The 13,068-nt window shown below is 64.8% G+C and carries 14 protein-coding genes; 5 read left to right on the top strand and 9 right to left on the bottom strand.

What is annotated here, in order from left to right; translation table 11 throughout:
- Positions 1-126 precede the first annotated feature (126 nt).
- The 3 genes from RQI28_RS06675 (at position 127) to RQI28_RS06665 (ending at position 1,681) form a co-directional block, all read left to right on the top strand.
- Complete coding sequence (locus tag RQI28_RS06675; RefSeq protein ID WP_311221828.1) at positions 127-657, top strand: hypothetical protein; 531 nt, start codon at positions 127-129, stop codon at positions 655-657.
- 216 nt (positions 658-873) lie between these two features.
- Positions 874-1,224, top strand: a complete 351-nt coding sequence (locus tag RQI28_RS06670) for a TonB-dependent receptor domain-containing protein (protein ID WP_404976965.1) — start codon at positions 874-876, stop codon at positions 1,222-1,224.
- Positions 1,225-1,273: 49 nt separating this feature from the next.
- The gene (locus RQI28_RS06665; RefSeq protein WP_311222063.1) at positions 1,274-1,681 is read left to right on the top strand and encodes a TonB-dependent receptor domain-containing protein; all 408 of its coding nucleotides are present in this window, start codon (positions 1,274-1,276) and stop codon (positions 1,679-1,681) included.
- Positions 1,682-1,864: 183 nt separating this feature from the next.
- On the opposite strand, the gene groL is transcribed toward RQI28_RS06665, so the two are convergent.
- Complete coding sequence (gene groL, locus RQI28_RS06660) at positions 1,865-3,517, bottom strand: chaperonin GroEL (protein WP_311221826.1); 1,653 nt, start codon at positions 3,515-3,517, stop codon at positions 1,865-1,867.
- 99 nt (positions 3,518-3,616) lie between these two features.
- On the bottom strand, positions 3,617-3,907 hold the full coding sequence (locus RQI28_RS06655; protein ID WP_311221825.1) for a co-chaperone GroES: 291 nt from the start codon (positions 3,905-3,907) through the stop codon (positions 3,617-3,619).
- A gap of 303 nt (positions 3,908-4,210) precedes the next feature.
- Here RQI28_RS06655 and RQI28_RS06650 point away from each other — a divergent pair, with 303 nt between their 5' ends.
- Both RQI28_RS06650 and RQI28_RS06645 read left to right on the top strand, forming a co-directional pair.
- Entirely contained in the window at positions 4,211-5,302 is a 1,092-nt protein-coding gene (locus tag RQI28_RS06650; RefSeq protein ID WP_311221824.1) for a peptidoglycan-binding domain-containing protein, read from the top strand.
- A gap of 227 nt (positions 5,303-5,529) precedes the next feature.
- Positions 5,530-7,107 (top strand): methyl-accepting chemotaxis protein, encoded by a 1,578-nt coding sequence (locus tag RQI28_RS06645; protein WP_311221823.1) that lies wholly within the window; start codon positions 5,530-5,532, stop codon positions 7,105-7,107.
- A gap of 45 nt (positions 7,108-7,152) precedes the next feature.
- Here the strand turns inward: RQI28_RS06645 and RQI28_RS06640 are convergent, their stop codons facing one another.
- From RQI28_RS06640 to metK, 7 genes are all read right to left on the bottom strand, one after another.
- Positions 7,153-8,196, bottom strand: coding sequence for a bifunctional nicotinamide-nucleotide adenylyltransferase/Nudix hydroxylase (locus RQI28_RS06640; protein WP_311221822.1), 1,044 nt, complete (start codon positions 8,194-8,196; stop codon positions 7,153-7,155).
- A gap of 251 nt (positions 8,197-8,447) precedes the next feature.
- On the bottom strand, positions 8,448-9,305 hold the full coding sequence (locus tag RQI28_RS06635; RefSeq protein ID WP_311221821.1) for a cysteine hydrolase: 858 nt from the start codon (positions 9,303-9,305) through the stop codon (positions 8,448-8,450).
- 145 nt (positions 9,306-9,450) lie between these two features.
- Positions 9,451-9,909: a hemerythrin domain-containing protein gene (locus RQI28_RS06630; protein ID WP_311221820.1), complete on the bottom strand. Its 459-nt coding sequence runs from the start codon at positions 9,907-9,909 to the stop codon at positions 9,451-9,453.
- Between the two features lie 13 nt (positions 9,910-9,922).
- The gene (locus tag RQI28_RS06625) at positions 9,923-10,108 is read right to left on the bottom strand and encodes a DUF1328 domain-containing protein (RefSeq protein ID WP_311221819.1); all 186 of its coding nucleotides are present in this window, start codon (positions 10,106-10,108) and stop codon (positions 9,923-9,925) included.
- Between the two features lie 140 nt (positions 10,109-10,248).
- Entirely contained in the window at positions 10,249-10,872 is a 624-nt protein-coding gene (locus tag RQI28_RS06620; RefSeq protein WP_311221818.1) for a LysE family translocator, read from the bottom strand.
- Between the two features lie 128 nt (positions 10,873-11,000).
- The gene (locus RQI28_RS06615) at positions 11,001-11,804 is read right to left on the bottom strand and encodes an AraC family transcriptional regulator (protein WP_311221817.1); all 804 of its coding nucleotides are present in this window, start codon (positions 11,802-11,804) and stop codon (positions 11,001-11,003) included.
- A gap of 9 nt (positions 11,805-11,813) precedes the next feature.
- Complete coding sequence (gene metK, locus RQI28_RS06610) at positions 11,814-12,995, bottom strand: methionine adenosyltransferase (protein WP_311221816.1); 1,182 nt, start codon at positions 12,993-12,995, stop codon at positions 11,814-11,816.
- Positions 12,996-13,068: the final 73 nt, after the last annotated feature.

Below are 13,068 nucleotides of genomic sequence, written 5' to 3'. Positions count from 1 at the left end.
TGCGCGACAGCACTCCGGACATCTACCTGGACGGCCTGCGCCAAAGCTACAACTACTACACCAGCACCATTCCGGCCGACCCCTGCACACTGGAGCGCACTCGAAGTGCTGCGCGGGCCGTCCGGCATGCTGTTCGGCGCTGGCACGGTGGCAGGCGTCGTCAACATGGTCAGCAAGCGTCCGCTGCAGGAAACGCAGCGGGAAGTGGGCGTGCAATTAGGCAGCTGGAACCGCAAGCAACTGCAGGCCGACCTGAGCGGCCCGCTCACCGCAGACGGCAAATGGTCGTACCGCCTGGTGGCTGTAGCCCGCGACGCCGACACGCAGGTCGACCATGTGCCCGACGACCGCCGCCTGATCTCGCCCTCGCTGATGTGGCGCCCGAACACCGCCACGTCGCTGCTGCTGCAGGCACACTGGCAGCAAAACCGCACAGGCAGCGTGGCGCAGTTCCTGCCCTGGTCGGGCACGCTGCTGCCCCAACCCGAATGGCCGGCTGCCCACCAGCTGCTTCATCGGCGAACCAGGCGGTTACTACGATACCGACCGCGAATCGATCGGCTACCAGTTCGAACACCGCTTCAACGATGCATGGACCGTGCGCCAGAACCTGCGCGTGGCGCGCAACGAGAACCGGGGTGCCTACTACTACGCTGATTTCTTCACCCTCCCAGGCGGCTTCGGCTCAGATCCTGTCAACCAGCGCGTGATCGGGCGACTCTATGGCGAGAACACCGCCCGCACCCGCGTGGTCACGGTGGACACCACTTGCAGGGCCGCCTGAACACCGGCGGGCTGCAGCACCACTTGCTGCTGGGTGTGGACTGGAACCGCCGGACCGAGGGCTAGACCGACTCTGGCGGCGCCTACGACCTGCCTATCGACGCCTTCGCCCCGGTCTACACCGGCCGGGCCGCGGTAACGCCGGTAGCGGTGGCGGGCAATCAGCAGCGCCAGACCGGCTTGTACGTCCAGGACCAGATGAAATGGGACCGCTGGATCTTCATTGCCGGACTGCGCCATGACCGGGTGACCAATGGCGTGGACCGCACACCCGACGAGCGCGCCAGCGACACCACCAAGCGCCTGGGCGTCATGTACCAACTGGGCGGAGGCTGGACTCCGTACTTCAGCTATGCCGAGTCGTTCACGCCGGTCAGCGTCTTAACGTGTTCGGTGCCCGCTTCAAGCCGATGGAGGGTGAGCAGGTGGAAGTCGGCGTGAAGTAGATGCCCTAGGGGGCGCCACCACCTTCACCGCGTCGGTCTACAAGCTGAAGGAAAAGAACCAGCTGATTGGCGACCCGACCAATCCGGACAACCGCCTGCAGGCCGGCGAAACCAAGAACAAGGGTGTGGAGCTGGAGATGAAGACGCGCATGTCGTCGGTGTTCGACCTGATCGCGCATTACAACTACACCGATGTCGGCAAAGCGCTGGAAGGCCTGCCGCGTAATCAGGCAGCAGTGTGGGGCTGTACCGGTTCTCATTGGGTGACGTACACGGCTTTTCCGTGGGCGCCAGGGGGCGGCTACCTGTCCTCGTTCCGTTATGGTGTCGGCCCGCGCGTGCCTTCGGCGCTGGGGGGCGATGCGCTGCTGGCCTATCACAGCCAGAACTGGCGCTATGCCCACGCGCCGCAACGTGATGGTCACCGCTACCTATCGATTCTGATCGCCTGAAAGTCGCTGTGCTGGCGGGCGAGGGTGCCCGCCAGTGCCAGTGCCAGTGCCATGTCCTCCGATCGGGTGGCGAGCCAAAAAAACCCCCGCAGGTCTTGCAACCTGCGGGGTTTTTTTGTGTCCGCTGACCGGGTTGGATAGGAGGGCCGAAGCCCTATCCACCTGCAGCCGGGCTGGGGGCAATTACATGCCCATGCCGCCCATGCCGCCCATGCCACCCATGTCGGGCATGCCGCCGCCAGCACCGGATTCGTCCTTCGGTGCTTCAGCAATCATGGCTTCGGTCGTCAGCAGCAGGGACGCCACGGAAGCGGCGTTCTGCAGGGCTGCGCGGGTGACCTTCGTGGGGTCCAGAATGCCCAGCTCGAGCATGTCGCCGTACGTGTCGTTGGCAGCGTTGAAGCCAAAGTTGCCCTTGCCTTCCAGCACCTTGTTCACGACCACCGATGGCTCGCCACCAGCGTTGTAGACGATCTCGCGCAGAGGCGCTTCGACGGCCTTGAGCACCAGCTTGATGCCGGCGTCTTGGTCGACGTTGTCGCCCTTGAGGCTGTCGCCCACGGCTTGCTTGGCACGCAGCAGTGCCACGCCGCCGCCGGCCACGATGCCTTCTTCCACGGCAGCGCGGGTGGCGTGCAGTGCGTCTTCCACGCGCGCCTTCTTTTCCTTCATCTCGACTTCGGTCGCAGCGCCCACCTTGATCACGGCAACACCGCCAGCCAGTTTGGCCACGCGCTCTTGCAGCTTTTCACGGTCGTAGTCGCTGGAAGCTTCTTCGATCTGGATGCGCACTTGCTTGACGCGGGCTTCGATGTCACCAGCAGCGCCAGCGCCGTCGATGATGATCGTGTTTTCCTTGCCCACTTCGATGGTCTTGGCTTGGCCCAGGTCGGCCAGCGTGACCTTCTCCAGCGTCAGGCCCACTTCTTCAGCGATGACCTTGCCGCCCGTCAGGATGGCGATGTCTTCCAGCATGGCCTTGCGGCGGTCGCCGAAGCCAGGTGCCTTCACAGCCACAACCTTCAGGATGCCGCGGATCGTGTTGACCACCAGCGTCGCCAGGGCTTCGCCCTCGACTTCTTCGGCAATGATCAGCAGCGGACGGCCGGCCTTGGCGACTTGCTCGAGTACGGGCAGCAGGTCACGGATGTTGCTGATCTTCTTGTCGAACAGCAGCACGAAGGGGTTGTCCAGAATCGCGGCTTGCTTTTCTGGGTTGTTGATGAAGTAGGGCGACAGGTAGCCGCGGTCGAACTGCATGCCTTCAACGACGTCGAGTTCGTTGTCCAGGCTCTTGCCGTCTTCCACGGTGATCACGCCTTCCTTGCCGACCTTGTCCATCGCGTCGGCAATGATCTTGCCCACGGACTCGTCGGAGTTGGCGGAGATCGAGCCGACCTGGGCGATTTCCTTGGAGGTGGTGGTGGCCTTGGAAGCCTTCTTCAGCTCTTCGACCAGGGCGACAACCGCCTTGTCGATGCCGCGCTTCAGGTCCATCGGGTTCAGGCCGGCGGCCACGTACTTGGAGCCTTCGCGAACGATGGCTTGGGCAAGCACGGTAGCGGTCGTGGTGCCGTCACCAGCGATGTCGTTCGTCTTGGAAGCCACTTCCTTCACGAGCTGGGCGCCCATGTTCTGCAGCTTGTCCTTGAGTTCGATTTCCTTGGCCACGGACACACCGTCCTTGGTCACGGTAGGGGCGCCGAACGAGCGCTCGAGCACCACGTTGCGACCCTTGGGGCCCAGGGTGACCTTGACCGCGTTGGCCAGGATGTTCACGCCTTCAACCATGCGTGCGCGGGCTTCGCCGCCGAAAACTACGTCTTTTGCTGCCATGTTTGGCTCCTAAAGAATTTGGGTCAAATTGGCCGCTAGTGCTTATCTATCAAGCGCTAGCAGCTATAAAAATGTGAGTGAATTCTGCGGGCAGCAGAATTACTTCTCGACGACTGCGAACAGGTCGTCTTCTTTCATGACCAGCAGCTCGTCGCCATGGACCTTGACGGTCTGGCCAGAGTACTTGCCGAACAGAACGCGGTCACCGACCTTCACGTTCAGGGCAACCACTTCGCCCTTGTCATTCTTCTTGCCAGGGCCAACGGCCAGGATTTCGCCTTGATCGGGCTTTTCGGCAGCGTTTTCGGGGATCACGATGCCGGAAGCGGTCGTGGTTTCACTTTCAATGCGCTTGACGATCACGCGATCGTGCAGGGGGCGAAGGTTCATGTGCATCTCCTGGGTCAAAAAAATGTGGGATATCAACGGTGCGCCCGCTGAGGGCGGGCGCTTGCGAAATCGACCGGCGCATGCTGTTAGCACTCATCGGTGTCGAGTGCTAATGATACGGGCATTCGTCCTGTTTTCAAGAGGCGCGCTCGCTGACAGTACCCGAGCAGCAGTAACTATCGGTGGCCGTCAGCCATGCTGGCCCCGCACTACCGCGTTACAGGATCCCCCCCGCGGTAGGGTTCTCGCACTGCTTGAGGCCAGCTACCTTCCAGCGCTTTGCTTCTACCGCTGCTTGACTCCATGACGCTCCAATCGCTTTACGTCTCGACTCCATCCGCCGCGCCCGCCCCGACGAGCAAGCGCCTTGCTCTGCTGGCCACCGCCTGCGCCGCAGTGGCCCTGCTGGCCGGCTGCGAGACCACCAACATGCGCATGGGCAGCCCCGAGGCCAAGACCGTCGCCACCGGTGCCGCTGGCGGCGCCTCCGCAGCGGGCGAGAGCGCCCAGCTGCAAAAGTGCTCCAGCCCCCTGGGCACCGTCTCCCTGGTCGAGAACCAGGACGCCGGCTGGTACACCATCCTGCGCAACGAATACAAGCTGCCTCCCACCTCCAACCTGCTGCGTTTGCTGATCCAGCAATCGAACTGCTTCATCGTGGTCGAGCGCAGCGCATCCGGCATGAACGCCATGAACCGCGAGCGTGCACTCATGGGCTCGGGCGAAATGCGCGGGGGCAGCAACTTCGGCCAAGGCCAGATGGTTGCCTCCGACTACGGCATGTCGCCCGAAATCATCTTCTCCAACAGCGATGCCGGCGGCATCGGCGGTGCCCTGGGCGGCCTGCTGGGTGGCGGGCGCGGTGCGGCCATCGCAGCCATCGGCGGCAGCTTGAAGACCCGCGAGGCCAGCGCCATGCTGACCCTGGTGGACAACCGCTCGGGCGTGCAGGTCTCGGCATCGGAGGGCAGTGCGTCCAAGAGCGACTTCGCCGGCTTCGGCGGGCTCTTCGGCGGCTCGGCCGGGGGTGCGGTGGGCGGCTACCAGAACACCGCACAAGGCAAGGTGCTGACCGCCGCCTTCATGGACGCATACAACCAGATGGTCGTGGCGCTGCGCAACTACAAGGCGCAAAGCGTGCAGGGCCAGGGCTTGGGCGGTGGCGGGCGGCTGGGCGTGGACGGTGCGGCTGCGCCCTCGCAGACCAAGGCGGGTGCTTCGATCTCGATGCGCGAAGCCCAGGAACGCCTGGGCGGGCTGGGCTACAACGTGGGCACGCCCGACGGTGCTGCCGGCCCGCGCACGACCAAGGCGCTGCGCGACTTCCAGAAGGACAAGGGCATTCCGGTGACGGGCCGCCTCGACACTGCCACGCAGGACGCGCTCTCGCGTTGAGCGGCCGACGTACTGGGAGCGGCGGGGCGCTCCCAACGTCGATGAGGAAGAGCAAGCCCGCGTGCGCCACGATCGCGCGCGGACAGCAGGACCCGGCCTCGGCCGGGTCTTTTTTCGCCCCGCTATTCCACCTGACGGACATTCGAGCCGCGCAGGCTTCGTAAATTGTGTCTACTTGTTATATTCGTGCGTGACGGTTTTATGACTTACGCGAGACGGAGAACGAGATGAATTTGCGAACCCGCATCGTGCTGCTGTGTGGCACTACGCTGCTTGGGCTGATGGTGCTATCGGCAGTGGCGCTGACCACCCTGTACCGATCGATGATGAAAGAGCGCACCGCCCAGCTGTCCACCCTGGTAGTGCTGGCGCACGAGGCCGCGCAAAAGGCCTATGACCAGGAAAAGGCCGGCAAGCTGTCGCGCGAAGAAGCCTTGAAGCAGGCCAAGGCCGCCATTGGCAGCTTTCACAAGGGCGACCTGTACTTCTTCGTGCGGGGCTATACCGACGATGTGAACTATGTACACCCCAACCCGAAACGCGTAGGCATCGTCGACGCAAAGGTGGGGCGCGAAGCCGGCGAGCGCTACCGTGCAGCGCTGCAAGGCAAGACCGTGGCCATGGTGGTGGCGCCGGGTACCCGCCCGGGTGCCAAGGAGCCGGTGGAAAAGCTGTACGCGATCACCAAGTTCGAGCCTTTCGACTGGATCATCGGTTTTGGCGACTACATCGATGACATCGAACAGGCCTTCTGGCGCAACACCGCCATCCTGCTGTCTATCGGCGGCGTGCTGATGCTGGCGGTGGGCTGGCTGGCGTGGAGCATGCAGCGCACGCTGATGCGCCAGTTGGGTGGCGAGCCGCAGTACGCAGCCGAGGTCGTCAACCAGATCGCCGCTGGCAACCTGGTGGTGGACGTGCAGACTCGCCCGGGGGACGAGTCCAGCATCCTGCACGCCATCCGCGTGATGCGCGACAACCTGGCGCGCCTGGTAAGCCAGGTGCGCGACAGCACGGGCTCCATCACCACGGCATCAGCGGAAATCGCCTCAGGCAACAGCGACCTGTCGTCGCGCACCGAATCGCAGGCCAGCGCGCTGGAGCAAACGGCCGCGTCGATGGAAGAGTTGACCTCCACGGTGCAGCAGAACGCCGACAACGCCCGCCGTGCCAACGAGCTGGCGCAGGCCGCCTCCGGCGTGGCTGCACGCGGCGGCGCGGTGGTCGAGCAGGTGGTGGACACCATGGGCTCCATCGACCAATCGTCACGCAAGATCGTGGACATCATCAGCGTGATCGACGGCATCGCCTTCCAGACGAACATCCTGGCGCTGAACGCCGCCGTGGAAGCGGCGCGCGCCGGCGAGCAAGGCCGCGGCTTTGCCGTGGTGGCCAGCGAAGTGCGCAGTCTGGCGCAGCGTTCGGCCTCTGCCGCCAAGGAGATCAAGGGCCTGATCGATGATTCTGTCGCCAAGGTGAGCGTGGGCACGGGCCTGGTGCGCCAGGCGGGCGAGACGATGCGCGAGATCGTCGAAGGCGTCGCACGCGTCACCAGCATGGTGGGCGAGATCAGCGCGGCCAGCGCTGAGCAGAGCGCCGGCATCGCGCAGGTGAACCAGGCCGTGTCGCAGATGGACCAGAGCACGCAGCAGAACGCTGCGCTGGTCGAAGAGGCTCTTGCTGCTGCGCAGTCGCTGGCGCATCAGGCGCAGGCGCTGTCGCAGACGGTGGACCAGTTCCGCGTGAGCGATACCGCCGGGACGGCCGGCGCACTGCCCGCGCCAACGCTGCGCGCCCTGCGCTGAGCTGTACTCAACCCTTGGCTGGGCGCATGCGCGCCCGGTGCGGATTCAGCTGCCCACTCGCGGTGTGATGCCCAGGAAGTGATCCAGCATATGGAAGTGGTCTTCGAAGAAGGCTTCTTCCAGGCTGGCGATGCGCTCCACCGGCACCCATTGCACGTCGGCCGCATCGTCGTCCGCACGCACCGTGGGAAAAGGCGCATCTCCCAGATCGAAGTAATGCGCGTGCGTGATCGTGCGGCCGCGCTGGCTGCGGTCCGGGTGGTCGAACACGGTCACCTCGCGCAGCGCAGCGCGCATGTCCGCCTCGGGCAGGTGGCAGTGGGTTTCTTCCTGCAACTCGCGCAGGCACGACTGCCACACGGTTTCCCGCTGCTCGATGAAGCCGCCCGGCACGGCCAGCTGACCGCGGCCCGGCGCGTGCGCACGGCGGATCAGCAGCACGTGGCCCTGGCAGCGCACCACCGCGTCGACCGTGACGAAGACGGGCGGGTAGGGCGCCGCGGCCCAGGCTTGCCGGTAGCCGCGCAGCATGCGCCACTCTTCTTGCAGCGCGGCGTAATGCGGCTGGTCGGCGAAGGCCTGCAAAAACTCCAACGTGCTGCCGGGCATCTGGCCGGCCAACGGCGACAGCGCGGTACGCACGCTGTGCGGCTGGGCGCCGAAGTAAGCATCGCGAATCGCAGTGGCGTCGATGCTGCCTTGCCGCTCCACCGGCAGCAGCTGCCAGCCCGGAAAGGCGCGCAAATAGCTGCTGGTCGCGTCTTTGAAATGCCCCACCAGGCCGATGCGCGCGTCTGCCGCCGTGTGCAGCGACACCGCCTGCAACACGGCCGCCACCCAGCGTGTCTCGTTGTAATGGTCGCGCACCGGCAGCACGGTCAGGCGGGCCCGATCGGCGTCTGGCAGAGCGTTGCGCAGCATGACTTCGCGCTCGGCCCAGGTGAAAGGGTTCTTGGGCGAGCGTGCCTGCCAGGCCGAACCCATGATGACGATGACCTGCGCAGCGCTGTCCAGCGCGTGGCGCAGCAGCGCCAGATGGCCGTTGTGAACGGGCTCGAAACGGCCGATGAGGATGGCGGTGTCGTACATGGGCAAGAAGGGGAGGTTTTGCGGAGGGGCAGATGGGCGGCGAAGCAGATGCGCCCGCGCAGGCAATGGAGTCAAAAAAGTGAGCAGCTTGCGCTTATCCAATAAGCGCTGGAGGCCATTCTGACTCAGATGCTGGCCAGCAGCACCAGCTGCGGGGTGAACTTGGAGAAGCCGGTGTCGAGCGAGCCGGTGATCATTGCCGGCGGGGGATGCTCACTTATTAATAGCTGCTTGCGCTTATTGGACGGGCGCTAGAGGCTGATTTCATCTGAATTTGCCAGTTGAATACCCTGCGCGCGCATGGCGGCAATGAAGGCGCCGTGCTGCGCCTCAAAGCCGGCTACGGGGCTCATGCAATCGGTCAGCAGCACGATGCGCTCAGCCGTCCAGCCAGGCCGCCGTGTGGGCAGGTATTCCACCAGGTGTTCGACGGTGGCGCGCACGCAGTGGCTGCTGGCTTCACCGGCGACGATCAGCAGGTCGGCAGGGGCGAGTGCATCCAGCAGCCGGGTGTTCAGCGCGGTGTCCGCATCGGCCGGGTCGGGCACTTCGGCCTGGATGGCGCTGTAGTGTTCGGTCCACGGGTTCAGTCCCTTGAAGACGTTGCGCACTGCGGTGTGGCTCAAGGCCTGCCATTCGCCGCATGCGGCGAGCAGGTCTGCGTGAACACCATGGCCCCAACGGCCGACCTCGCAGTGCACGGGCCACACCATCAGTGTGTAGCGGCCCTGCGCTTCCAGCGCGTCCAGATAACGCAGCACCCGTGGCAGCGCGGTGAAGTCACGGGGCGCGAACCGGCCCGCGCGCACTTGCGCCGCCGTGATGGATGTGAAGGGCACGACCTCGCCTGCGGCATCCGTGCGCCAGAAGCCTGGGTGGGCCACGTCGTAACGCTGATGTGAGTCGAGCGTGACCGTCACTGCGTCAATGTTCTTGCCCTGCGCGCGCAGCCAGCCGGCTAGGCGCTGCAGGTCGGCATGGGCGCCGGCCACGGGCAAAGACGGTGCGATGGGCAGACCCGAAAGTGGGTCACGGCCATGCCAGTCGGCGGGCAGGTCGCAGAAGTCGTTCTGCGGGTCGATGGCGAGTAACTGAATCGAGCGGGTCATGTCAGATTATCTGCAGCGCTGCGGAAGTTGGGCAGCACTCGAGCGTATTCGCCATGTCTGCTCAAACGCGAAGTCCGGCGCAACCTGAGGGGCCGCCCGGACTTCTTCGTCTGGTACGCAACCAGTTCAGTTCAATGATCCGCCGTCACGCTGCAACCGACTTTGCCTCGTCGTAGGTGCGCAGGTAGTCACCGGCCAGCCGGGACTTCTGCGTGTCGCTCAGCATCTTGCCGGCCATCTGAAAGAAGCGCGTTTCCTCTTCCTTCAGATGGTGCAGCACCTTGTCGCCCAGCTTGGTAGCAATGGCCAACCACGAAGAAGTCGACGGGTCGGCCGCTTCCAGGTCTTCCACCAATTCGTCGATGGCGTGGTGCTCGGCAATGGCGTGGCGCGACAGATCGATGCCGTTGTCGTGTTCCATCAGCAGCCGGTAGAAATGGCGGTCTTCCGCCAGTTCATGGGCTGCCAACTCGCGCTTGAGTTCGTCGAACAGCGACTTGCGCTCTGGCGTATCGCCGCTGGTGGCCTTGACCTGGCGCACCAGAGTGCGCTGGCGTTCATGGCTCTCGCGCAGCGCTTCGAAGATGTTGATGTCAGTGGTCATGCGGGCTGCACTCTTACTTCAGCGCCTTGCGGGCTGCGCCCACACCCAACACCGCCAGAATCACGAAGATGACGGCCACCACCAGGAACAGCACGAACAGGATCTTGGCAATGCCCGCAGCGCCTGCAGCCACGCCAGTGAAGCCCATGGCGCCGGCGACCAGGGCGATGAGAGCAAAGATGATGGCGTACTTCAGCATGGTTCAACTCCTTGTGGACAGCAGTGCAGGCACTGCGAAATGTATGTACGCAAGTTACATGCGCTGCCTTGGCTTCCCCGTCGGATGGAGGGAGCCGCCTGCGTAGGAGGGTGCTGATTGGCTGCATTGCCGGGTGTGGCTTATTGCATGGCCAACGCATGCCACGCCACCCCGACGGCGATGGCGAGCAGTGCCGCGCCGGTAGCACGTTCTATGCGCTGCAGATGGCGGGCAAACCGCTCCACCACGGCGCGATGGCCTGCTGTCGCGGCGACCAGCAAATCCCAGCCCAGTACGGCGCACACCATCCACAACCCATACATCGCCTGAATGCGGCTGGGAGTGCCGCCCAGCAAGGTGAACAAGCTGGCGTAGAAAAGGGCGTTCTTGGGGTTGAGCAGACCCGAAGCCAAGCCCATCCGCAAGCCTTGACGCCAACTCAGTCGTGTGGCGGCGTCCATGCCGTTCAGGGGCGACAGGCTGGTGCCTTTCGACTGCAATAGCCCAACGCCCATCCATCCGAGGTAGAGACAACCACCCCACTGCAGGACGATGAAAGGCAGGCTGCCGGGACGGATCACCGAGAGTCCGCCCCAGGCCAACGCGATGAAGATGCCGTTCGCCAGCGCCACACCCAGGCATATGCTGCTGGCGCGCCTCCAGCCTTGCAGCAGCGCGGTGCGCACGATCAGAAAGAAGTCCGGCCCCGGACTCAGCAGGGCCACGAAGTGGGCTCCGGCCACCATCAGAAATTGTTCGAGCAATGCAAGCCTTTTGCGTGGTGCGACCCATGTCGCGCTGCGTGCAGTCTGGCGTGCCCTGGGGCAGACGTATTGGAAAAAAAGGCGCTCGCAGAAGACTCGCAGAGCCTCGCAGAAACCAAGCTCGATGCTCAGCGCAGATAGTCGCCCGGTGTGGCTGCCACACGCTGCTTGAATGCGTTGTGGAAGTGGCTCTGGTCGTAGAAGCCCAGATCCTGCGCGACGGCGGCGGGAGCATCCCCGGCCCGCAGCAGGGTGCGTGCGGCGTTGATGCGGAGGTCGAGTTGATAGGCGTGCGGCGTGAGCCCGGTGGCCGCGCGAAAGGCGCGCACCAGCGCGTGCGGCGTCATTCCCGCGACCTGGGCCAGCAGGGGCAGGGGAAGCGCGTCGGCATACCGCGCCTGGAGCAGCGCCAGTACGCGGGCGAGCGGCGGTTGTGCCCCGGTCTGCGCCAGTGCAGCGGCGCTATGGCGCCAGGCGCTACCGGTGAGAAAGTGCGAGAGCGCAGCCTTCTTGTCGGCGGCGGGCGCGCGTGAAAAGAGCCGTTGATTCAGATCGCAAAACGCCTGATAGGCCGGGGCGTGGCGCACCACGAAGGCGTGGCCTGGAACAGCAGCCACGCCGGCCTTTGCCAGTGTTTCTGCGACCCAGGCGGCATCGAGATAAAGCATCTGGTAGCTCCAGCGCTCTCCGGGCGCCGGGTTGCAGGCATGCACACAGCCTGCAGGTACGGCCACCAGGGCGCCATGCGCCAGCGGCACGCTGTGGCCTGCGCAGGTGAACACGCTGCGGCCCGCATCCACCACGCCAATCGACAGCGTGGTGTGCGTGTGCGGGCGGTAGCAGGCGCGGCTGCTGGCCGCGCTGCGACTCTCCACGAACGGCAGGGCGCTGTCGTGCCAGAACCGCGGCGGCGTGCGGGTCTGGCTTGTCACGTGCAGGCTTTACAGCCCGGCTGCAGCACGCAATGCTGCAGCTTTGTCCGTCCGCTCCCAGCTGAATTCGGGCTCTTCGCGGCCGAAGTGGCCGTAGGCAGCCGTCTTTTCGTAGATCGGGCGCAGCAGGTCGAGCATCTGGATGATGCCCTTGGGTCGCAGGTCGAAGTGCTCGCGCACCAGTGCGGCCAGGCGTTCGTCCGACACCACGCCCGTGCCTTCGGTGTAGACCGTGATGTTCATGGGCTCGGCCACGCCGATGGCGTAGGCCACCTGGATCTGGCACTGGCGCGCCAGGCCCGCAGCCACGATGTTCTTGGCCACGTAGCGCGCGGCGTAGGCGGCCGAGCGGTCGACCTTCGTTGGGTCCTTGCCGCTGAAAGCGCCGCCGCCGTGCGGGCAGGCACCGCCGTAGGTGTCCACAATGATCTTGCGGCCGGTGAGGCCGCAATCGCCCTGCGGGCCGCCGATGACGAAGCGGCCGGTGGGGTTGATCAGGTAGCGGGTGTTCTGCAGCCATTCCTTGGGCAGCACGGGCTTGATGATCTCTTCGATGATGGCTTCGGTGAACGAGGTCTTCATCTTGGTCTGGGTTTCGCTCTGGTCGGGGTGGTGCTGGGTGGAGAGCACCACCGTGTCGATGCTGTGGGGCTTGCCGTCCACATAGCGCATCGTGACTTGCGACTTGGCGTCGGGGCGCAGGAAGGGCAGGCGGCCGTCCTTGCGCAGCTGGGCCTGGCGCTCGACCAGGCGGTGCGCGTAGTAGATGGGCGCGGGCATCAACTCGGGCGTCTCGTCGCAGGCGTAGCCGAACATCAGGCCCTGGTCGCCGGCGCCGGTGTTCAGGTGGTCGTCGCTGGCGTGGTCCACGCCCTGGGCGATGTCGTTGGACTGCTTGTCGTAGGCCACCAGCACGGCGCAGCCCTTGTAGTCGATGCCGTAGTCGGTGTTGTCGTAGCCGATGCGCTTGATGGTGTCGCGCGCCACCTGGATGTAGTCGACATGCGCGTTGGTGGTGATCTCGCCGGCCAGCACCACGAGGCCGGTGTTGGTCAGGGTTTCGGCAGCGACGCGGCTGCGGGGGTCCTGCGCGAAGATCGCGTCGAGGATGGCATCCGAGATCTGGTCGGCCACTTTGTCGGGGTGACCTTCAGAGACGGACTCGGAAGTGAAAAGGAAATCGTTCGCCATTTGAATAAACTCCGGTACTTGCAGCGTGTGGGGCGTTTGCCCTCAGCTCGGGAGCTTTGGCGAACGCTTTAGC

It is taken from the genome of Acidovorax sp. WCS2018Noco2-16 (genome assembly GCF_031843945.1).
GTDB lineage: Bacteria > Pseudomonadota > Gammaproteobacteria > Burkholderiales > Burkholderiaceae_C > Paracidovorax.
Note: the sequence above shows the minus strand (reverse complement) of the source record. Positions and strands in the feature narration are given on the sequence as shown.